This window comes from Pseudomonas sp. S3_G06, from assembly GCF_054667565.1.
The window spans coordinates 3,622,369-3,640,759 of the sequence record NZ_CP162738.1 but is presented as its reverse complement, the minus strand read 5'-3'; the positions used below and the strand labels follow the sequence as shown (position 1 = coordinate 3,640,759).

The following is an 18,391-nucleotide window of genomic DNA, read 5'->3' as shown; positions in this document are numbered from 1 at the left end:
CTGCGATCTTTCGCTTTTCAGAGAGAGGGTGAAATCGCCTTCAGCCGCCAGATCGCTCAAGGGCGGCGCGAGGCAGTAGAACCATTGGGCGGCGCTGAGGCCGACAAGCGGATTTACCGGCAGTCGCCAGCGCTTGGCCCTTGCGTCCGCTGGCACTAGACTGGCGGCCTTTTCACCACCTTGATGTTGATGCTTGAGCCATGGCCGCCATAGTCGAACCGTTCTGGAAACGCAAAACCCTCGATCAACTCGATCACGAGGAATGGGAATCGCTGTGCGACGGCTGCGGTCTGTGCTGCCTGCAAAAGCTCGAGGATGAAGAAGACAACAGCGTCTATTACACGCGCATCGCCTGCAAACTGCTGGATCTGAAAACCTGTCAGTGCAGCGATTATCCGAACCGGATCAAGTTTGTCCCGGACTGCATCCAGCTCACGCCGGGTCAGGCGGAAGAATTCAAATGGCTGCCGCCGACCTGCGGTTATCGTCTGGTCAGCGAGGGCAAGGATCTGCCGTTATGGCATCACCTGGTGTGTGGCGACCGCGATGCGGTGCACCATGAGCGGATTTCCCAGTCCGGGCGCATGCTCGCCGAAGGCAGCGTGCCGGAGGATGACTGGGAAGATCATCTGATCTTTCGCGCGGGCTGATGGGGTGGTGGGTTGTTGAACCCGTAAAGATCAAAAGATCGCGGCCTTCGGCAGCTCCTGCAATGGAAAACGTGATTCCGTGTAGGAGCTGCCGAAGGCTGCGATCTTTTGCTTTAAAGCCTCAGACGCTGGCTTTCGGCGAGGTCAGCGAATCGTTGCCGGTAACGGTTGCCGTTTCGGTGGCCACTTCGGCATTGGTCTTCAGCTTGCTCAGCTCTTCCCCGGCGCGTTCGATCTTCGCCCGCACGTTGCTCATGTCCTGACGGCCTTTTTCCAGCAGGCTTTTCGCCGAGCAGTGCCCGGTAATGCCACGGGCCACGGCCATGCCGCCGAGCGCCACTTGAATCAGGCCGAACACGCCGCCACGGCGCAGGCCCTTGCCGACCATCAGCACGCCGCCGGTCAACGAGCCGACGCGCTCCCAGCCATGCACATTCTTGTGCGAAGGCGACTGGAACGGGGTGGATTCGATGCGTTCTACGCGTTTGAGCTCGCTCATGGTCTATCTCCAGGCAGGGTGCGATTGATAGATAAGCTGACTGCCAGGGCGGTCAGCTTGTTCCATCGAATGTGCAACGCTTCAGCGGAATTTCGGCCCGGAGCGGGTATTCAGGCCTTTGGCCATGCGGTCGTAGAGCACGACGTTGACCGTGGCGGCGAGGTTCATGCAGCCGGTGGTCGGGATGTACACGACGTCTTCGCACCAGTCGCGAATCTCTTTATCCAGCGAACCGTCCTCGGGGCCGAAGATGTACAGGGCGCGGTCGGGATGGGTGTATTCCGGCAGCGGCCGGGCGCCTTCGACCAGTTCCACGGCGACCGGCACGCAGTTGAGCGGAAGGATTTTTTTCAGATCATCGATGCCGATCAGCGGGATGTCGTAGTGCACGCGTTTGGTGTCGGTGACGAAGTCGGCGGCGCGTTCATAACGCTTGCCGGTGTAGAACACCGACGCTACGCCGTAACAGCCTGCGGCGCGCATCACCGAACCGACGTTCTCCGGTGATTTGGGGTTATACAAACCAATGCAGCTGTACCGTTTGTCTGCCACGAGCGGGGTGCCTTCGAGAAAAAGAGCGCGATTATACGGGGATAAGATCAAAAGATCGCAGCCTTCGGCAGCTCCTACAGTCTAATGGCGTACACCGTGTAGGAGCTGCCGAAGGCTGCGATCTTTGCTTTTACTCTTCTTTTTTCATCAGGCCAGCCAGGGCCGCAAACGGATTATGCGTGGCCTTGGCGATCTTTGGTGTGCTCAGCGAGCCGTCGCCGAAATACTGCTGATCGGTGTAACGCGAGTGTTCGTTGTCGTGGCAATACAGGCACAACAGCTCCCAGTTCGAGCCGTCCTGCGGGTTGTTGTCGTGGTTGTGGTCGCGGTGGTGCACGGTCAGTTCGCTCAGGCGCTTGCCGGAAAACTCACGGGCGCAGCGGCCGCAGACGTGCGGGTACATCTTCAGGGCCTTGTCGCGGTAGCCCATTTCCTTGTCGCGCTGGTTGTCGGCGAGGATGCGGTCCAGCTTCGACGTGTTGGTGGGGGTGGACGAACTCATGGGTTCACCTTTGCAGAAAGACTGATGACGGTTATGCGCAGAGTTTAGCTCAGCCCTTGAGCTTCTCGGCAATCCAGATCGTGTGGCGGGTGCCCTTGTTGCCGTGGGCGAAGACCTGGACTTCTTCGGCCTTGAAGCCGGCCTTCTTCAATTTGTCGGAAAACTGTCGGTCGGCGCTGGCCGACCATACCGCGAGCACCCCTTTGGGGCGCAGGGCCTTGGCGCAGGCATTCAGACCAGCGGCGGAGTACAGCCAGCTGTTGGCCTTCTGGGTCAGGCCTTCAGGGCCGTTGTCGACGTCGAGCATGATCGCGTCGAAACCGTTCGGCTCGCTTTGCAGGACGTTGGCCACATCTTCCATGCGGATCACCGTTCGCGGATCGAGCAATGGCCGACCGGATTTCTCCCCGAGCGGGCCGCGATTCCACTCGACTACGCCGGGCACCAGCTCAGCGACCACCACTTCGGCGGATTTGCCCAAGTGCTTGAGTGCCGAGGCGAGGGTGAAACCCATGCCCAGGCCGCCGATCAACACCCGCGAGTTCGGCCGGCCGGCGACCTTGCGGCAGGGAATCTCGGCCAGCGCATCTTCAGAACCGTGCATGCGCGTGTTCATCAACTGCCCGCCGTCGCCGCCCTGGATCTTGATGACGAAATCCTCGCCATACTCGAACAGGCACAGGGCACCGCCGTTTTCAGGGATCGGGGTGGTGTCGAGCAGAACGAAACGTTTCATGGAAATCTCTACAAGGGGGAAGGCAAGCAGGCGCGTTGGGAGTAGCCTGAGCACAGACTAGAGGCCAAACGGAGCCCTTGATGAAGCGCACCATTCTAACGGTCATTACCCTGGCCGCGCTCGCGATTACTGCGGTGCAGGCCCAGCAGAGCGTTCCGGTCAGCCCGACGCCGCAACCCGGTTCGCCCGGCACCGCGACGCCGACGCCGTATCCGCAGATCACCCCGATCACCCTGCCCAAGTCGGGCGCCGGCAGCGGCAGCCCACCGCTGGTACCGATCGAAATGCCCAGCCCGCCGAGCAAGGATCAACCGGTGCCGGGCATCGAGCCGAACGGCAACAAGGTCAAGTCCCCCGGCGGTTAAACCTGTTGCGCGGCGAGTTGGCCGTCGGCCATGCGCAGGCGTTTGGACAGCGAGACGGCGAGGGCGCGGATGATCTTTGCGGCGATTTTTGGTGCGTCGTTGAGCATTTTTTCCAGCGAGTCCTTGCCCAGATTGAGCAACTGACAGTTGCTCGCCGCGATACACGTGGCCGAGCGGCGCTCGCCATCGAGCACGGCCATTTCACCGAAGGCCCGGCCGCTGCGCAGGGTGGCCATGGTGATCACCTGGCCGTCAGCGCCGGTTTTCTGCACGGCGACCTGGCCGGTGTGGATGATGCACATGAAACTGCCGGCATCACCCTCGCGAAAAATCGCCTCGCCCTCAGCCACGGTGCTGATGCTGAAGTAACCGGAAGCGGCCGCAAAGTCGGCCAGCTGCAATTGATCGAACAGGCCACAGTCCATCAGCCAGTCGCGGATTTCGTTGTTCAGAAAGGTCGGTTCGGACATGTCGATGCGGTCTTTTTGTTATCACTGTTTCCAAGGAGCACACGGTCCCCATGTAGGAGCTGCCGAAGGCTGCGATCTTTTGATCTTGTTGTTCAAAACCAGGACCAAAAGATCGCAGCCTTCGGCAGCTCCTACACAGAGAATCGGTGGAGGCTTTGGGTCTGCTGTTAAGACCCAAGCCACCCTCAGAGTTCCTCAGGCAATCTGCAAAACCTTGAACACAAATGCATATTCGAGCGCTACGTCACGTAATCCCTGATAGCGCCCGCTCATGCCGCCATGCCCGGCGCCCAGTTCGGTCTTGAGCAGCAGCACGTTGTCATCGGTCTTGGTTGCGCGCAATTTCGCCACCCACTTGGCCGCCTCCCAATACTGCACACGGCTGTCGTTGTAGCCGGCGATCACCAGCAGTGGCGGATAAGCCTGCGCGGTGACGTTTTCGTACGGCGCGTAAGCCTTGATCCGATCATAGACGTCCGGTTCTTCCGGGTTGCCCCATTCGTCGTATTCGGTGACGGTCAGGGGCAGCTCGGGGTCGAGCATGGTGTTGAGCACGTCGACGAACGGCACTTCGGCAATCGCTACGCCGAACAGATCCGGGCGCTGGTTGAGCACCGCGCCGATCAGCAAACCACCGGCGCTGCCGCCGCTGATCGCCAGTTTCTCCGCCGAGGTGATGCCGTTGAGGATCAGAAACTCGGCGCAGGCGATAAAGTCGCTGAAGGTGTTGTGTTTGTGTTCCTGCTTGCCGGCGCGATACCAGGCTTCGCCCAATTCACCACCACCGCGTACGTGAGCGATGGCGAAGGCCATGCCGCGATCGAGCAGGCTCAGGCGTGCGTGGGAAAACCACGGGTCGAGGCTGGAGCCGTAAGCACCGTAACCGTACAGATATAGCGGCACCGGTTTACCGACCATCTCGCGCTTCATCACCAGACTGATCGGCACTTGCGTGCCGTCCGGCGCGGTGGCCCATAGACGTTGGCTGACATAGGCATCGGCATCAAATTGGCCGAGTACCGGGGTTTCCTTGAGCACCGTTTGCTCGCCGCTGGCGAGGATCAACTGGCGCACCTGGGCCGGGCGATTCAATGCTTCGTAGCGCAAGCGAATGCGGTCGCTCTCGAACTCCAGGCTGTTTTGCACATGCAGGCTGTAGGCCGCATCGGGCAACTGCACGCGATAAGACGCCAAGCCCTGCGGGTGAACCTCGATGATCGGCAGACCACCTTCGCGCAGGCTCAAGGTCATTGCCTCTGCGTTGAGGCTGACGCCGTCGAGCATCACTTCTTCGTTGTGCGGGATCAGGTTCTGCCAGTCGGCCTCGCTCGGCGGCACGCCAGTGTCCGGAGCCTGATACAGGGCGAAGTTGATGCCGTCGCGGTTGGTGCGGATAAACCAGGTCCAGACGCCATCGAGCAGGCCGTGGTCAACGTCGTATTCGTGATCTTCGACCCGTGGCGCCAGGCAGCTGAATGGCAGATGTGGCTGATTGGCGTCCAGCGCCCAGACTTCACTGGTGGTCTTGCTGCCCAGCGACAGCAGCAATTGCTGTTCGGAGCTGGCGCGGTAGCAATGCAGGAAGAACCGCCCGTCCGGCTCGTGAAAAACCTCTTCGGCGGCAGTGCCGTCGAGGCGATAGCGGAACAGTTTATGCGGGCGATGGGTGTCGTCGAGCACACCGAAAAACAGGGTCAGGCTGTCGTTGGCCCAGGTCATGCTGCCGTCGCAGTCCTCGAATTCCAGTTCGCTGACCCTGTCGTTGGACAGCTCCTTGACGAACAGCGTGTAGACCTCGTCGCCCGAAGCATCGACGCTGTAGGCCAGGCGCTGGTGATCGGGGCTGATGCTGAAAGCACCGAGCGAGAAGAAGCCGCCATTGGCCAGCGCATTCGGGTCGAGCAGCAATTGTTCGCGGCTTTCATCGAGGGCCAGGCTGTCGTCGGCAGGACGCGGGCAGCGGTAGTGCCGGGCGTATTCGTCACCGGCGGTGGTGCGCGTGTAATACAGATACGGGCCCCAAGGCGAGGGCAGGGACAGATCAGTCTCGAGAATCCGGCCCTTGATCTCATTGAACAGGCTTTCGCGCAATTCGGCCTGATCGGCGGTTTGCGCTTCCTGATAAGCGTTTTCAGCCTTGAGGTAGTCGAGCACCGCTTCGGTGTCGCGCTCCTGCAGCCAGGCATACGGGTCGGCGCCGGGCGCCCGGTGGGCAATCGGGGCAGTCATGACATTGGCGGATTCGGGCATGGAAGGCTCTCGGACAAATATACAAATAGGGGTTTCGCAGCACTTGAGACTGCCGCAATCCCTGTAGGAGTGAGCCTGCTCGCGATAGCGGTGTGTCAGGCAACGCTGTTGCAACTGACAGTCCGTATTCGCGAGCAGGCTCGCTCCCACAGGGGCGGCTGCTGGCCGTCTGGTATTGGGACAAGCCGCATGGGCGAAAAGTCGTTACTATAAGCGCCTATTTGCCTGCCTTGCCATGGACACCATGACCGAGAACGACTATCTGATCGCCTGGGGCCTTTACGCCTTTGCCGCCGTGGGCTGCCTGCTGGTATGGATGCGCCTGACCACCTGGATGTGGCGCTGGCTGCGCGAGCCGCTGCGTGTGCTGATGGCGGTGTTGCTGTTCAGCCCGACCATCGTCGATCCGGTGAAGGCCAAAGTAGCACCGGCCATCGCCATCACCGCCCTGGACATGCTGTTCAAGGTCGGCAACAACGCCTGGCGCGCGGTTTCCGATCTGTTCATGTACGGCATGATCGCCTTCGGGGTGTATCTGGTTTTCGTCTTGATCCGCTTGCCGATCGAGCGCGCCTCGACAGCGCGGCGTGAACGCGCCGAGGCCGCCAAGGCCGCCGCCCGTGCCGAGGAGCGCGACGATGATCAACCGTTCGGCGGCGCCGGTGATGACCGCTACGGTCGCCCGCCAGTGCCGAACAATCCGCAGCGCATGCGGGTCGAGCCGCGTCTGTAACCCGAGAGTCCGCACATGTGTGAATTACTGGGCATGAGTGCCAACGTGCCGACTGACATCGTGTTCAGCTTCACCGGCCTGATGCAGCGCGGCGGTCGTACCGGCCCGCACCGCGACGGCTGGGGCATTGCCTTCTACGAAGGGCGTGGTTTGCGTCTGTTTCAGGACCCGGCAGCGAGCAGCGAGTCGGAAGTGGCCAACCTGGTGCAGCGTTATCCGATCAAGAGCGAAGTGGTCATCGGCCACATCCGCCAGGCCAACGTCGGCAAGGTCTGCCTGTCCAACACCCACCCGTTCGTCCGCGAACTGTGGGGGCGCAACTGGTGTTTCGCGCACAACGGCCAGCTCGCCGATTTCACTGCGATCAAGAGTTTCTACCGCCCGGTCGGCGATACCGACAGCGAAGCGGCATTCTGCGACCTGCTCAACCGGGTACGCGCAGCCTTCCCCGAACCGGTCGATATCGAAGTGCTGCTGCCGGATCTGGTCGCCGCGTGCGCTGAATATCGCAGTAAGGGCGTGTTCAATTGCCTGCTCAGCGACGGCGACTGGCTGTTCTGTTACTGCTCGACCAAACTCGCCCAGATCACCCGCCGCGCACCGTTCGGCCCGGCGCGGCTCAAGGATGTCGATGTGATCGTCGATTTCCAGGCCGAAACCACGCCCAACGACGTGGTCACGGTGATTGCCACCGAGCCTCTGACCGAAAACGAAACCTGGACCCGCTACGAACCGGGCCAATGGAGCCTGTGGCGACGCGGCGAATGCGTCAGCCAGGGCAAGACCGAATAAGGATTTGCATCCATGTTGCTCAGTTATCTACGGCTGGTGTTGTTTGCGGCGGGTCTGTTGATCGGTGTCCAGGTCCCGGGGTTCATCAACGATTACGCCCAGCGTGTCGAAGCGCATCTGATCGAAGCGCAGACCGGCCTGCGTGGCTTTCAGGGCACGGCTGATCAGTTTTTCAAAGGCGACATGCAGGCGCTGGTCGCGCATTACCGGGCCAGCGAAGACCCGATTTTCCGCAGCGATGCCGACAGCCTGAACACTTTGCTCACTCGACAGGTGGCGCTGGATAAACAATTCCAGGCGATGCAAGGGCCGTGGTATGTGCGCTTCCTGCAAGTGGTCCTGGCCGCCGATCCGGACATTCGCAAGGAAACCTGGAACGGCTACAGCTATCAGATCCTGCTGACACCAGAGGCAATGATCTGGGGCATGAGCGGCGCGTTGCTGCTGTCGTTCGGTGTCGAATGCCTGTTCCGCCTGATCGACTGGGTAGTGCTCGGCGGCCGCCGCCTGCGCCAGAGCCGACCGATCGAAGATCGCGACGTCCGCGGTTTGTAAGACCTGCTCAATCCCCTCTGGCAACAGAGGCTCTATGGCATGGGGATTCTTTGGTGAGTGGGCTCTGTGGTGAATGGGCTATGGGGGGAGTGGGTTCTGTGGCGAATGAGTTCTGTGGCGAGGGGATTTATCCCCGTTGGGCTGCGCAGCAGCCCCAAAACCTGCACTGAAAGACCGCGTTGGCCGCAATCACGACTGCTGCGCAGCCGAGCGGGGATAAATCCCCTCGCCACTAATCATCCAGTGAGGGTGATGCAGTCCTTGCCGACCTTGTGCGCATATCCTGCCAGGACCTGCTGACACAACGTCACAATCTCCTCGACCCACTCAACCCCGACCCGCCACGACACCACCACCGGCAGATTCGCTGGTCGCTGCTCGATGTCGAGCAAGATCAATTCGCCACGCGCCAGTTCCTCGGCCACCAGCACCGGCGGCAGCGCGCCGATACCGAAGCCATCGCGCAATAACCGGGTGATCGCTGACACCGAATTCACGCAATTCAAACGTGGCGCCATGACGCCGTTGGCTTGCATCAGGGCGACGGTATCCTGATGCGGTCGTGAGTTTTTCGAGTAGGTGATGATCCGCTCCTGCGCCAGTTCGGCGAGGTCGGCGTAGTCGCGGTTGTAGATCGAATTGCTCGCGACGATCCAGCCCAGCGGATGGCTGGCCAACTCCAGGCTGCGCACGCTTTCGTGGCGGATCAGATCGGTTTGCAACACCAGATCGAGAAAGCCTTTTTGCAGCTGATCGCAGAGGTTCAGCGCAGTATCCGCGACCAGTTCGATTTCCACCCGTGGGTACAGATCGGTCATCTGCGCCACCAGTGGGCTCAGCCAGGTATGAATCACTGTGTCCATCACGCCGATACGCACCCGGCCGACCTTGCTCGAACGGGTTTCGATCGATTGTTTCAGCGCCGCCATGGTGTCGAGCATCTGCTCGGCATAGTCGAGCACCTTCAAGCCTTCCGGCGTCAGGCTGACGCCGCGTGAATCGCGCAGAAACAGCTTCACGCCCAGTTCGCCTTCGAGCACTGCAATGCGGCTGGAAATCGATGCCTGGGTAGTGAACAGCTTGTCGGCGGTCAGGCGAAAACTCTTCAGGCGCGCGACCCAGACAAAGGTCTCGAGAAACTTCAGATTCATGGACAAGGCTCGGCTGACAAATTTTTCTTATGCCTAAGGCGGGTTTTTATTCGTTGGACGGCGCAGGGCAGGGCGACGAAAAATCGGCGCATCCGGTTCCCACGATAGGCGTCGTCGGAGCTTCGAACAAGACCAATAAAAGCCCTGCGGAGATTTGCCATGAGTGCTCCCGACACCCTCCCGTTATCCAAGCCTGTGACGCGCCCCGGGCCGTTCGACTGGTACCGCAACATCAACCAGCAGGAGCGCCGCACGTTCTGGAGCTGCAAGATCGGCTACGGTCTGGACGGCATGGACACGCAGATGCTCAGCTTCGTCGTGCCGACGCTGATCGCGATGTGGGGCATCACCACGGGCGAAGCGGGGCTGATTCACACCAGTACCCTGATCGCTTCGGCGATCGGCGGTTGGGTCGCCGGGATCCTCTCCGACCGCATCGGCCGCGTGCGCACCCTGCAACTGACGGTGCTGTGGTTCGCCTTCTTCACCTTCCTCTGCGGCTTCGCGCAAAACTACGAACAATTACTGATCGCGCGCACCCTGATGGGCTTCGGTTTCGGCGGTGAATGGACCGCCGGCGCGGTGTTGATCGGTGAAGTGATCCGCGCCAAGGATCGCGGCAAAGCGGTGGGCATGGTGCAATCCGGTTGGGCGTTGGGCTGGGGCCTGACGGCGATTCTGTACGCGTTGCTGTTCTCGGTGTTGCCAGCGGAAGATGCCTGGCGCGCGCTGTTCATCCTCGGCATCGTGCCGGCGATATTCGTGATTTTCGTCCGTCGCCTGGTGAAAGATCCTGAGATTTATCGCGAAGCCAAAGCCGCGCAAACCCCGGAAAACCCGGCGAAGTTCTACGAGATCTTTGCCCCTGGCATGCTCTTCACCACGTTTCGCGCTTCCTTGCTGACCACCGGTGCGCTGGGCGGTTACTACGCGATCACCTCCTGGCTGCCGACTTTCCTCAAGAATGAGCGCGGTTTGAGCGTGCTCGGCACCGGCGGTTATCTGGCGATGGTAATCGTCGGTTCCTATGTCGGCTATGTGATCAGCGCGTATCTGACCGACCTGCTAGGGCGGAAGAAGAATTTCATCTTGTTCGCGGTCGGCTCGTTCACCATCGTTCTGCTCTACACGCAGATGCCGGTCAGCAACGGCGTGATGCTGTGGCTGGGCTTTCCGCTGGGCTTCTTCGCCTCGGGGATTTTCAGCGGCATGGGCGCGTTTCTGACTGAATTGTTTCCTACGCGGATTCGCGGCTCGGGCCAGGGTTTCTGCTACAACATCGGCCGCGCACTGGCGGCGTTGTTCCCGCTGTTGATCGGCCTGCTCAGCCAGAAAGTCCCGCTGAGCATGGGCATCGGCGCCTTCGCGGCGGTGTCTTACGGCGTGGTGATTCTGGCGGCGCTGAGCCTGCCGGAAACCCGTGGCAAACAACTCGACGCGCAGTAACTGATACCCTGCGCAGAAGTCTCCTACAGATAAAAAGACCAGCAGCTACAGGAGTGTTCACCGTGAGCCGCCTGCTATTGAATTGCGACATTGGCGAGAGCTTTGGCAGCTGGACCATGGGTCTGGACGCCGAGGTCATGCCCTTCATCGATTGCGCCAACATCGCTTGCGGTTTCCATGCCGGCGACCCGAGCATCATGCGCAAGACCGTGGCGCTGGCCCTCGAACACGGCGTGCAGATTGGCGCGCACCCGGCCTATCAGGATCTGGTCGGATTCGGCCGGCGCTCCATGGCGTATTCCGCGCAAGAGCTGCAAGACATCCTGCATTACCAGATCGGCGCCCTTGACGGCATCTGCAAGGCGCAGGGCGGGCGTGTGAGTTACGTCAAACCCCACGGCGCGATGTACAACGACATGATGGCCAACCCGGCGCAATTGCGCGCGGTAGTGCAGGCCGTGGCCGCGTATGACCGCAGCCTGCCGCTGATGTTGATGGCGACCCGAGACAACGCTGGCGCGCAGCAGATCGGCGATGAATACGGCGTAACCCTGTGGTTCGAAGCTTTTGCCGACCGTGCCTACGACAGCGCCGGCCGGCTGGTCTCACGGCAACTGCCGGGCGCCGTGCATCACGATGCCGAAAAAATCATCGAGCAAGCGTTGACCATCGCCCGTGGCGGCGAACTCAGCGCCAGCGATGGTAGCGCCTTGATCCTGCGCGCCAATACCTTGTGCGTCCACGGCGACAACGCCAGTTCCGTGGCCGCCGTGCGGCATATTCGTCAGGCCTTGCAGCAGTCGAGTGCGTCATGAATCCACGGGTTGAAGTGGTGGCGCTGGATTGCCTGATGCTGCGTCTGTTCGATGACATCGCCGAAGCCAACATGCCGTGGATGCTCGCCGCCTGCGAGCGCTTGCGCACGGCGTTTGGTGCACAACTGATCGATCTGGTGCCGTCCTACACGACGTTGATGGTGCATTACGACCTGACGCTGTTGAGTCCGGCGCAGGCGCGCGAACTGATCGCCGCAGCGCTGGTCGATCTGGCGCCGAATGCGCGAAGCGCTGGGCAGTGTCACGTCTTGCCGGTCTGGTACGACTTGAGTGTCGGCCCGGAACTGAGCCTGTTGGCCGAACGCAGCGGGCTGGCGGTGAAGGAGGTGATTCGTCGCCACAGCGCACGGGAATATCAGGTGTTCGCTCTTGGCTTTGCGCCGGGTTTTGCCTTCATGGGCCTGGTCGAAGAAATGCTCGCCGCGCCACGCTTGAGCACACCGCGCAAGAAAGTCGCCGCCGGCAGCGTCGGTATCGCCGAGCGGCAGACCGCAGCTTATCCGGTGGTCTCACCCGGTGGCTGGAACCTGATCGGTCGCACCCCGGCGAAACTCTTCGATCGCCATCGCGACGGCTACAGCCTGATGCAACCCGGCGACACGGTGCGCTTCGAAGTGGTCGACCACGCCGAATTCATTCGTCTGGGCGGCGATGACACCCCACTGGAGGCGCTGGCATGAGTCGATTGATGATCGAAGCCAGCACGCCGCTGTGCCTGTTGCAGGACGCCGGGCGGTTTGGCGTGCGACATCTGGGCGTGACCCAGGGCGGCGCGACGGATTGGTGCTCGATGAGCTGGGCCAATTGGCTGTTGGGTAATGAACTGGATGCGGCGGTGGTTGAAATCACCCTCGGCGGGTTTGCCGTGGTGGCTGAGGAGGATTGCCTGCTGGCGCTGGCAGGAGCGGATCTCGGCGCGCAGATCGACGGCCAGCCGCTGGCGCCGTGGCGCAGTTTCCGGTTGGCGAAAGGGCAGACATTGCGCTTCACCCAGCCGTTGCTCGGCGCCCGGGCTTATTTGGCCGCACCCGGTGGTTTCACTGCGCCGAAGGTATTGGGCAGCAGTGCCACGGTGCTGCGCGAAGAATTGGGCGGACTTGATGGCATGGGCCTTCCGCTCGCCAAAGGGGCGGCGCTCGGTTACAGCGGCGAAGCGTCAGCGGTGCGCGAAATGCCTTCGGCGCTGCGGCCGGATTTCAAAACGCATGCGCCTTTGGACTTGGTGCTCGGCGCACAGATCGGCCAGTTCAGCGGGCAGAGCCTGTTCGATATCTTCAACAGCGCTTGGACCATCGACAGTCGCGCCGACCGCATGGGCATCCGCCTCCTCGGCGCGGCGTTGCAGTATCAGGGCGCGCCGATGATTTCCGAGGGCATTCCCTTGGGCGCTGTGCAGGTACCGCCGGACGGGCAGCCGATTGTGTTGCTCAATGATCGACAGACCATCGGTGGCTATCCGCGCCTGGGTGCGTTGACACCGCTGGCGCTGGCGCGATTGGCGCAGTGCCTGCCGGGAGCGAAGGTGAGGTTAAGGCCGGTGGTGCAGGACGTCGCGCACCGCGAGCATGTCGAGTATTTGCAGCGCTTCAAAGATCGCTAAAAGCCTGCTGGCGAAGATGTTGATCGTTCCCACGCTCCGCGTGGGAATGCCGCCCGGGACGCTCCGCGTCCCTGTGACGCAGAGCGTGACTTGATGCGTTCCCACGCGGAGCATGGGAACGGTCAGGTCGTCATTTGGAAAGAAACCGCATCCCTTCTTCAAGCCCGCGCAGCGTCAGCGGATACATCTGATCCTCGATCAGATCGCGGACGATGTTGGTCGACGAGGTATAGCCCCACGTGTCCTTTGGATACGGGTTGATCCAGATGAGCTTCTTGTATTTCTCCATGAAGCGCTGCATCCACACGTAACCCGGCTCTTCGTTCCAGTGCTCGACGCTGCCGCCAGCCTGGGTGATTTCGTAGGGCGCCATCGCGGCGTCACCGATAAAGATCACTTTGTAGTCGGCGCCGTATTTGTGCAGCAGATCCTGGGTCGAAGTGCGCTCGGAAGTGCGGCGCATGTTGTTCTTCCACACTGATTCATAAATGAAGTTGTGGAAGTAGAAGTACTCGAGGTGCTTGAACTCGGTCTTGCAGGCCGAAAACAATTCCTCACAGATCTTCACGTGCGCGTCCATCGAGCCGCCGATGTCGAACAACAGCAACAGCTTCACCGTGTTGCGCCGTTCCGGGCGCATCTGGATATTCAGCAGGCCGGCGTCCTTGGCGGTGTGGTCGATGGTGCCGTCGATGTCGAGTTCTTCCGCCGCACCCTGACGAGCGAACTTGCGCAGACGACGCAAGGCGACCTTGATATTGCGTGTGCCCAGTTCCACCGAATCGTCGAGGTTCTTGTACTCGCGCTGATCCCAGACCTTGACCGCTTTGCCCTGACGCTTGCCGGCGTCGCCAACCCGGATGCCTTCCGGGTTGAAACCGCCGGAGCCGAACGGGCTGGTGCCGCCGGTGCCGATCCATTTGTTGCCGCCGGCGTGGCGTTCCTTCTGTTCTTCCAGACGCTTCTTGAACTCTTCGATGAGTTTGTCCAGCCCGCCAAGGGACTGGATCTGCGCGCGTTCTTCGTCGCTCAGCGAGCGCTCGAATTCCTTGCGCAGCCAGTCTTCGGGAATCAGCGCCTGCAAGTGGTCGTCGAGTTTCTCCAGGCCATTGAAGTAGGCACCGAACGCGCGGTCGAACTTGTCGAAATGGCGCTCGTCCTTCACCAGAATCGCCCGCGACAAGTAATAGAACTCGTCCATGTCGGCGAAGGTCACGCGCTGTTTCAGCGCGTTGATCAGGTCGAGCAGCTCGCGCACCGACACCGGTACTTTGGCTGCGCGCATTTCGTTGAACAGGTTGAGCAACATGGCAGCAGCCTCTTAGCGGGTGCCGCGCCGGCTCATGAACGCCAGGCGCTCAAGCAGTTGCACGTCCTGTTCGTTTTTCACCAGTGCGCCAGCCAGTGGCGGAATGGCTTTGGTCGGATCGCGCTCGCGCAGCACCGCTTCGCCGATGTTGTCGGCCATCAGCAGTTTCAGCCAGTCGACCAGTTCCGAGGTCGAAGGCTTTTTCTTCAGGCCCGGTACCTTGCGCACGTCGAAGAACACGTCGAGCGCTTCGCTGACCAAGTCCTTCTTGATGTCCGGGTAATGCACATCGACGATTTTCTGCAGGGTAGTGCGGTCGGGGAAAGCGATGTAGTGGAAGAAGCAGCGGCGCAGGAAGGCGTCCGGCAGCTCTTTCTCGTTGTTGGAAGTAATGATGATGATCGGGCGTTTCTTGGCCTTGATGGTCTCGTCGATCTCGTAAACGTAGAACTCCATCTTGTCGAGTTCTTGCAACAGATCGTTGGGGAACTCGATGTCGGCCTTGTCGATTTCGTCGATCAGCAGAATCACCCGCTCCTCGGACTCGAAGGCTTCCCAAAGCTTGCCTTTCTTCAGGTAATTGCGCACATCGTGGACTTTTTCATTGCCCAGTTGCGAATCACGCAGGCGGCTGACGGCATCGTATTCATACAGACCCTGATGGGCCTTGGTGGTGGACTTGATGTGCCAGGTGATCAATTTGGCGCCGAACGATTCGGCCAGTTGCTCGGCGAGCATGGTCTTGCCGGTGCCCGGTTCGCCCTTGACCAGCAGAGGCCGCTCCAGGGTGATAGCGGCGTTGACCGCCAGCTTCAGGTCATCGGTGGCGACGTAGGCCTGGGTGCCTTCGAACTTCATCTGCTAATCCTCGAACGGTAACGCCGACCTGACGGGCAGGGCGGGGGCGAAATAATCGGATGCCCGACTATAACGCGCACGCCGGTCGACTGTGAACGCAGACGGCTTATTCAGTCTCTGAATGGAGCGTCACATGTTGACTCAGTCTCGGCGGATGGCCAGTATTCCGGTATCGCCGATTTGGCGATAGCCTTTCCTACTCGGTTAGTAAAAAGGCAGAAAATCGATGTTACCCATGAAACGGCCGCGTCTGCGATCTGCGCACGTCCTGTCGGATTTCAGGTTGGCGCTGACATTTATCAATGGTCAGGAACTGACAGTTGATTTGGGGATGGATATTCATACTTATCCAGGTCTGCGGCCACTGCTTGATCGCGAAGTCTTTGCGACTGCCGCAGTCGGGGACAAGGGTTGGATCGTTGAATGGATTGAACCCGACGTACAGATCGGTGCAGACACCTTGTATATGGATGCGCTAGCGCAGAATGCCCAAGATGAGAACACGCGCATTTTTATCGATTGGCGCGCCCGTACCGGACTTTCTCTCAATGATGCGGCCGAAGCGCTCGGTGTGAGCGCTCGCAGCATCAGCCGTTACAGCAATGGGCGTGAAGCAGTGCCACGTTCTTTGGCCTTGGCCTGTCTGGGCTGGGATTCGCTGCAACAGCGTTCATCGATAGCGGCCGAAGACACAGGTCGATATGTCGTCAACCGCAAAACTTAACCCTCATCCGGCTTCGGCCGTTCGTACCGCGCATTGAATGCCTGGATGAAGCCATTGCGCAAAATCTGCAAAAACGCTTCGAAGGCGTTGACGTTCTGCTGGTGAACATTGCCGCTGAGTTCGACGCGGGTGGCGAACTGGTTTTTGTTCTGGTTCTTCAGCACGGTCTCGGTGCCGCCGACCAGCGCTTCCCAGATTGAGCGGAACAGGCCTTTGTTCTTGTTTTCGACGTCTTGCTGCCAGTTGAATACGTCGACGTCGCGCAGCAGGGGTTTGATGTAGCCGGTGAGTCGGGCTTTCTCTGCCTTGGCTTCGATAACCACATCGCCGTGGCCGGCGTTGAAGTCGAATTTGCCGTAGGCGGCGGCGAAGTCGTTCATGCGTTTGAGCTCGATGTCACGGGCGCGCAGGCGGAATTCGAAGTCTTCGAAGTTGCTCAGTGGATCGAAGGTGGCGGTGGTTTCCAATGGCGCGTGGCCCAGCAGCAACGCCTTGCCTTCAAAGCGCGCGTCGCGTTTGCCTTCCTTGTCGACCACATTGGTCAGGTTATAGATGCTGGCGTTGACGTTGCTGGCGTTCATGTTCACCGGCGGCTTGGAATTGAAGTTGCGGAAGGTGATACGGCCGTCGTTGATCTGCACTTCATCGAGGGTGATCGGCAGCAGCTTGCCCAACTGCTCACGCCAGTCGGTGCCCTGACCGGTCTGCGAGTTCTGTTTGTTGGGGCCGCCGTCGACAAAGTTGATTTCGGGATTGAGGAATTGCACCTGCGCGACCACTGCATGGTCGTACCACAACGAATGCCAGCTCACCGACAGATCGATCAACGGCGCATCGACGAACGGCACCGGTACCTTGCCATCGACTTTGACGATCTTCAGGCCGTTGATTTTGTAGGCGCCGCGCCACAGCGCGAGGTCGACATCGGTGATCTGGCCACGGTAATCGCCCATGTCCGCGAGCTTGTCATTGAGGTAGTCGCGTACCAGATAGGGCAGGGCGAAATGCAGGGCGACCAGCAGCACCACGACACCCACCAGGGTCCAGAGCGGCCAGCTGTAACGACGTTTCATGCCATTGTTCCTTCAAGAGTGTGGCTTGACGATTCAATGCGATTGACTCCGCGCGTTTGCAGACGTTCGACCCGACTGGACTGTGATCGGCAACGGGCTTACCTTGGAAGGCTGAATTCAATGCTGCATAAGGACCCAGCCATGAGCCGTATTTACGCTGACAATGCCCATTCCATCGGTAATACGCCGCTGGTCCAGATCAACCGCATCGCGCCGCGTGGGGTCACCATTCTGGCCAAGATCGAGGGGCGCAATCCCGGTTACTCGGTCAAATGCCGGATCGGCGCCAACATGATCTGGGACGCCGAAAGCAGCGGCAAACTCAAGCCAGGCATGACCATTGTCGAGCCGACTTCCGGTAACACCGGTATCGGTCTGGCCTTCGTTGCCGCTGCGCGTGGCTATAAATTGATGCTGACCATGCCGGCGTCGATGAGCATCGAGCGCCGCAAGGTTCTGAAAGCCTTGGGCGCGGAACTGGTGTTGACCGAGCCGGCCAAGGGCATGAAGGGCGCCATCGAGAAGGCCGCGGAAATCGTCGCCAGCGATGCCGACAAATACTTCATGCCGGCGCAGTTCGATAACCCGGCCAACCCGGCGATTCATGAGAAGACCACCGGCCCGGAAATCTGGAACGACACCGACGGTGCCGTGGATGTGCTGGTGGCTGGCGTAGGTACCGGCGGAACCATTACTGGTGTCTCGCGGTATATCAAGAACACCGCCGGGAAACCGATTCTGTCGGTGGCCGTCGAGCCAGCGTCTTCGCCCGTCATCACCCAGGCTCTGGCCGGTGCCGAGATCAAGCCGAGCCCGCACAAGATTCAAGGCATCGGTGCCGGTTTTGTGCCGAAGAATCTTGATCTGTCGATGGTCGATCGCGTCGAGCAGGTGACCGATGAAGAATCCAAGACCATGGCTTTGCGCCTGATGCAGGAAGAGGGGATTTTGTGCGGGATTTCCTGCGGTGCTGCCATGGCGGTGGCGGTGCGTCTGGCGGAGAAACCAGAGATGCAGGGTAAAACCATCGTCGTGGTGCTGCCGGATTCGGGCGAGCGTTATCTGTCGAGCATGCTGTTCAGTGACCTGTTCACCGAGCAGGAGAACCAGCAGTAAGCCTGTTGATTCAGGTCAGCCAGGGTTCAGGCGCTGCATGTTAATAAAGGCTTTGTTGCGTAATGCTTAACACTGAATCTTGTGTCAGGCGGGTTTTTCCCGGAGCCGGTAGTGTTTATCATGGCCGGCTGCCATGCCGGGAAAAGGGCATTGCGCAGCGTTGTCTTTATTCAA

21 protein-coding genes are annotated in these 18,391 nt (G+C 60.3%); 11 read left to right on the top strand and 10 right to left on the bottom strand.

Annotated elements, in window-relative coordinates:
- Positions 1 to 200: 200 nt before the first annotated feature.
- Positions 201 to 650 (top strand): YcgN family cysteine cluster protein, encoded by a 450-nt coding sequence (locus AB4N47_RS16285; protein WP_016771232.1) that lies wholly within the window; start codon positions 201 to 203, stop codon positions 648 to 650.
- Positions 651 to 771: 121 nt separating this feature from the next.
- On the opposite strand, the gene AB4N47_RS16280 is transcribed toward AB4N47_RS16285, so the two are convergent.
- The 4 genes from AB4N47_RS16280 to AB4N47_RS16265 all read right to left on the bottom strand — a co-directional run bounded on the left by AB4N47_RS16280 (position 772) and on the right by AB4N47_RS16265 (position 2,939).
- The gene (locus AB4N47_RS16280; protein ID WP_341638730.1) at positions 772 to 1,149 is read right to left on the bottom strand and encodes a YgaP family membrane protein; all 378 of its coding nucleotides are present in this window, start codon (positions 1,147 to 1,149) and stop codon (positions 772 to 774) included.
- Positions 1,150 to 1,230: 81 nt separating this feature from the next.
- Positions 1,231 to 1,701, bottom strand: a complete 471-nt coding sequence (locus AB4N47_RS16275) for an RNA methyltransferase (protein WP_007911337.1) — start codon at positions 1,699 to 1,701, stop codon at positions 1,231 to 1,233.
- Between the two features lie 130 nt (positions 1,702 to 1,831).
- A complete protein-coding gene (locus tag AB4N47_RS16270; protein WP_122699709.1) occupies positions 1,832 to 2,203 on the bottom strand; it encodes a YajD family HNH nuclease in 372 nt (123 codons plus the stop codon).
- A gap of 49 nt (positions 2,204 to 2,252) precedes the next feature.
- Positions 2,253 to 2,939, bottom strand: coding sequence for a spermidine synthase (locus tag AB4N47_RS16265; protein WP_016771229.1), 687 nt, complete (start codon positions 2,937 to 2,939; stop codon positions 2,253 to 2,255).
- Between the two features lie 80 nt (positions 2,940 to 3,019).
- Here AB4N47_RS16265 and AB4N47_RS16260 point away from each other — a divergent pair, with 80 nt between their 5' ends.
- Entirely contained in the window at positions 3,020 to 3,304 is a 285-nt protein-coding gene (locus tag AB4N47_RS16260; RefSeq protein ID WP_016771228.1) for a hypothetical protein, read from the top strand.
- Here AB4N47_RS16260 and AB4N47_RS16255 read toward each other — a convergent pair.
- Positions 3,301 to 3,774 carry a cyclic nucleotide-binding domain-containing protein gene (locus tag AB4N47_RS16255; protein WP_016771227.1) on the bottom strand — a complete coding sequence of 158 codons (474 nt, stop codon included), beginning with the start codon at positions 3,772 to 3,774 and terminating at the stop codon, positions 3,301 to 3,303. The two genes, AB4N47_RS16260 and AB4N47_RS16255, sit on opposite strands and share 4 nt — an antisense overlap.
- Before the next feature lie 195 nt (positions 3,775 to 3,969).
- On the bottom strand, positions 3,970 to 6,024 hold the full coding sequence (locus AB4N47_RS16250; RefSeq protein ID WP_341638731.1) for a S9 family peptidase: 2,055 nt from the start codon (positions 6,022 to 6,024) through the stop codon (positions 3,970 to 3,972).
- Between the two features lie 235 nt (positions 6,025 to 6,259).
- Between AB4N47_RS16250 and AB4N47_RS16245 the strand changes: the two genes are divergently transcribed.
- From AB4N47_RS16245 to AB4N47_RS16235, 3 genes are read left to right on the top strand one after another with little or no spacing between them, the layout of a single operon-like run.
- Positions 6,260 to 6,757 carry a hypothetical protein gene (locus AB4N47_RS16245; protein WP_016771225.1) on the top strand — a complete coding sequence of 166 codons (498 nt, stop codon included), beginning with the start codon at positions 6,260 to 6,262 and terminating at the stop codon, positions 6,755 to 6,757.
- A 15-nt stretch (positions 6,758 to 6,772) separates the two neighbouring features.
- Positions 6,773 to 7,549, top strand: coding sequence for a class II glutamine amidotransferase (locus AB4N47_RS16240; RefSeq protein ID WP_041478844.1), 777 nt, complete (start codon positions 6,773 to 6,775; stop codon positions 7,547 to 7,549).
- Between the two features lie 12 nt (positions 7,550 to 7,561).
- Positions 7,562 to 8,104, top strand: a complete 543-nt coding sequence (locus AB4N47_RS16235; protein WP_024012023.1) for a DUF2937 family protein — start codon at positions 7,562 to 7,564, stop codon at positions 8,102 to 8,104.
- A 236-nt stretch (positions 8,105 to 8,340) separates the two neighbouring features.
- Here the strand turns inward: AB4N47_RS16235 and AB4N47_RS16230 are convergent, their stop codons facing one another.
- Positions 8,341 to 9,255, bottom strand: a complete 915-nt coding sequence (locus tag AB4N47_RS16230) for a LysR family transcriptional regulator (protein WP_341638732.1) — start codon at positions 9,253 to 9,255, stop codon at positions 8,341 to 8,343.
- A 159-nt stretch (positions 9,256 to 9,414) separates the two neighbouring features.
- Here AB4N47_RS16230 and AB4N47_RS16225 point away from each other — a divergent pair, with 159 nt between their 5' ends.
- From AB4N47_RS16225 to AB4N47_RS16210, 4 genes are all read left to right on the top strand, one after another.
- A complete protein-coding gene (locus AB4N47_RS16225) occupies positions 9,415 to 10,701 on the top strand; it encodes an MFS transporter (RefSeq protein WP_071174695.1) in 1,287 nt (428 codons plus the stop codon).
- 62 nt (positions 10,702 to 10,763) lie between these two features.
- Complete coding sequence (locus AB4N47_RS16220) at positions 10,764 to 11,516, top strand: 5-oxoprolinase subunit PxpA (RefSeq protein WP_341638733.1); 753 nt, start codon at positions 10,764 to 10,766, stop codon at positions 11,514 to 11,516.
- Positions 11,513 to 12,217, top strand: coding sequence for a 5-oxoprolinase subunit PxpB (gene pxpB, locus AB4N47_RS16215; protein ID WP_341638734.1), 705 nt, complete (start codon positions 11,513 to 11,515; stop codon positions 12,215 to 12,217). The genes AB4N47_RS16220 and pxpB overlap by 4 nt, the downstream gene beginning before the upstream one ends.
- Positions 12,214 to 13,137 carry a 5-oxoprolinase subunit C family protein gene (locus AB4N47_RS16210; RefSeq protein WP_341638735.1) on the top strand — a complete coding sequence of 308 codons (924 nt, stop codon included), beginning with the start codon at positions 12,214 to 12,216 and terminating at the stop codon, positions 13,135 to 13,137. Before pxpB ends, AB4N47_RS16210 begins: the two co-directional genes overlap by 4 nt.
- 130 nt (positions 13,138 to 13,267) lie before the next feature.
- On the opposite strand, the gene AB4N47_RS16205 is transcribed toward AB4N47_RS16210, so the two are convergent.
- Together AB4N47_RS16205 and AB4N47_RS16200 are read right to left on the bottom strand one after the other, a co-directional pair.
- Positions 13,268 to 14,446: a vWA domain-containing protein gene (locus tag AB4N47_RS16205; RefSeq protein ID WP_016771218.1), complete on the bottom strand. Its 1,179-nt coding sequence runs from the start codon at positions 14,444 to 14,446 to the stop codon at positions 13,268 to 13,270.
- 12 nt (positions 14,447 to 14,458) lie between these two features.
- Positions 14,459 to 15,304 carry an AAA family ATPase gene (locus tag AB4N47_RS16200; protein WP_007911294.1) on the bottom strand — a complete coding sequence of 282 codons (846 nt, stop codon included), beginning with the start codon at positions 15,302 to 15,304 and terminating at the stop codon, positions 14,459 to 14,461.
- Between the two features lie 226 nt (positions 15,305 to 15,530).
- On the opposite strand from AB4N47_RS16200, the gene AB4N47_RS16195 reads away from it, so the two are divergent.
- A complete protein-coding gene (locus AB4N47_RS16195) occupies positions 15,531 to 16,028 on the top strand; it encodes a helix-turn-helix domain-containing protein (protein ID WP_460154279.1) in 498 nt (165 codons plus the stop codon).
- Here the strand turns inward: AB4N47_RS16195 and AB4N47_RS16190 are convergent.
- On the bottom strand, positions 16,025 to 17,101 hold the full coding sequence (locus AB4N47_RS16190; RefSeq protein ID WP_341638737.1) for a DUF748 domain-containing protein: 1,077 nt from the start codon (positions 17,099 to 17,101) through the stop codon (positions 16,025 to 16,027). The genes AB4N47_RS16195 and AB4N47_RS16190 overlap by 4 nt on opposite strands.
- Before the next feature lie 141 nt (positions 17,102 to 17,242).
- Between AB4N47_RS16190 and cysK the strand changes: the two genes are divergently transcribed.
- The gene (gene cysK / locus AB4N47_RS16185) at positions 17,243 to 18,217 is read left to right on the top strand and encodes a cysteine synthase A (protein WP_341638738.1); all 975 of its coding nucleotides are present in this window, start codon (positions 17,243 to 17,245) and stop codon (positions 18,215 to 18,217) included.
- Positions 18,218 to 18,391: the final 174 nt, after the last annotated feature.

Excerpts from the sequence above, each read along its gene's own strand:
- cysK (WP_341638738.1), top strand. The coding sequence starts at position 17,243 with ATGAGCCGTATTTACGCTGACAATGCCCATTCCATCGGTAATACGCCG.
- AB4N47_RS16255 (WP_016771227.1), bottom strand. The coding sequence starts at position 3,774 with ATGTCCGAACCGACCTTTCTGAACAACGAAATCCGCGACTGGCTGATG.
- AB4N47_RS16205 (WP_016771218.1), bottom strand. The coding sequence starts at position 14,446 with ATGTTGCTCAACCTGTTCAACGAAATGCGCGCAGCCAAAGTACCGGTG.
- AB4N47_RS16240 (WP_041478844.1), top strand. The coding sequence starts at position 6,773 with ATGTGTGAATTACTGGGCATGAGTGCCAACGTGCCGACTGACATCGTG.
- AB4N47_RS16195 (WP_460154279.1), top strand. The coding sequence starts at position 15,531 with ATGTTACCCATGAAACGGCCGCGTCTGCGATCTGCGCACGTCCTGTCG.
- AB4N47_RS16265 (WP_016771229.1), bottom strand. The coding sequence starts at position 2,939 with ATGAAACGTTTCGTTCTGCTCGACACCACCCCGATCCCTGAAAACGGC.
- AB4N47_RS16285 (WP_016771232.1), top strand. The coding sequence starts at position 201 with ATGGCCGCCATAGTCGAACCGTTCTGGAAACGCAAAACCCTCGATCAA.
- AB4N47_RS16245 (WP_016771225.1), top strand. The coding sequence starts at position 6,260 with ATGGACACCATGACCGAGAACGACTATCTGATCGCCTGGGGCCTTTAC.
- pxpB (WP_341638734.1), top strand. The coding sequence starts at position 11,513 with ATGAATCCACGGGTTGAAGTGGTGGCGCTGGATTGCCTGATGCTGCGT.
- AB4N47_RS16280 (WP_341638730.1), bottom strand. The coding sequence starts at position 1,149 with ATGAGCGAGCTCAAACGCGTAGAACGCATCGAATCCACCCCGTTCCAG.
- AB4N47_RS16260 (WP_016771228.1), top strand. The coding sequence starts at position 3,020 with ATGAAGCGCACCATTCTAACGGTCATTACCCTGGCCGCGCTCGCGATT.
- AB4N47_RS16210 (WP_341638735.1), top strand. The coding sequence starts at position 12,214 with ATGAGTCGATTGATGATCGAAGCCAGCACGCCGCTGTGCCTGTTGCAG.
- AB4N47_RS16225 (WP_071174695.1), top strand. The coding sequence starts at position 9,415 with ATGAGTGCTCCCGACACCCTCCCGTTATCCAAGCCTGTGACGCGCCCC.
- AB4N47_RS16250 (WP_341638731.1), bottom strand. The coding sequence starts at position 6,024 with ATGCCCGAATCCGCCAATGTCATGACTGCCCCGATTGCCCACCGGGCG.
- AB4N47_RS16230 (WP_341638732.1), bottom strand. The coding sequence starts at position 9,255 with ATGAATCTGAAGTTTCTCGAGACCTTTGTCTGGGTCGCGCGCCTGAAG.
- AB4N47_RS16270 (WP_122699709.1), bottom strand. The coding sequence starts at position 2,203 with ATGAGTTCGTCCACCCCCACCAACACGTCGAAGCTGGACCGCATCCTC.
- AB4N47_RS16190 (WP_341638737.1), bottom strand. The coding sequence starts at position 17,101 with ATGAAACGTCGTTACAGCTGGCCGCTCTGGACCCTGGTGGGTGTCGTG.
- AB4N47_RS16200 (WP_007911294.1), bottom strand. The coding sequence starts at position 15,304 with ATGAAGTTCGAAGGCACCCAGGCCTACGTCGCCACCGATGACCTGAAG.
- AB4N47_RS16235 (WP_024012023.1), top strand. The coding sequence starts at position 7,562 with ATGTTGCTCAGTTATCTACGGCTGGTGTTGTTTGCGGCGGGTCTGTTG.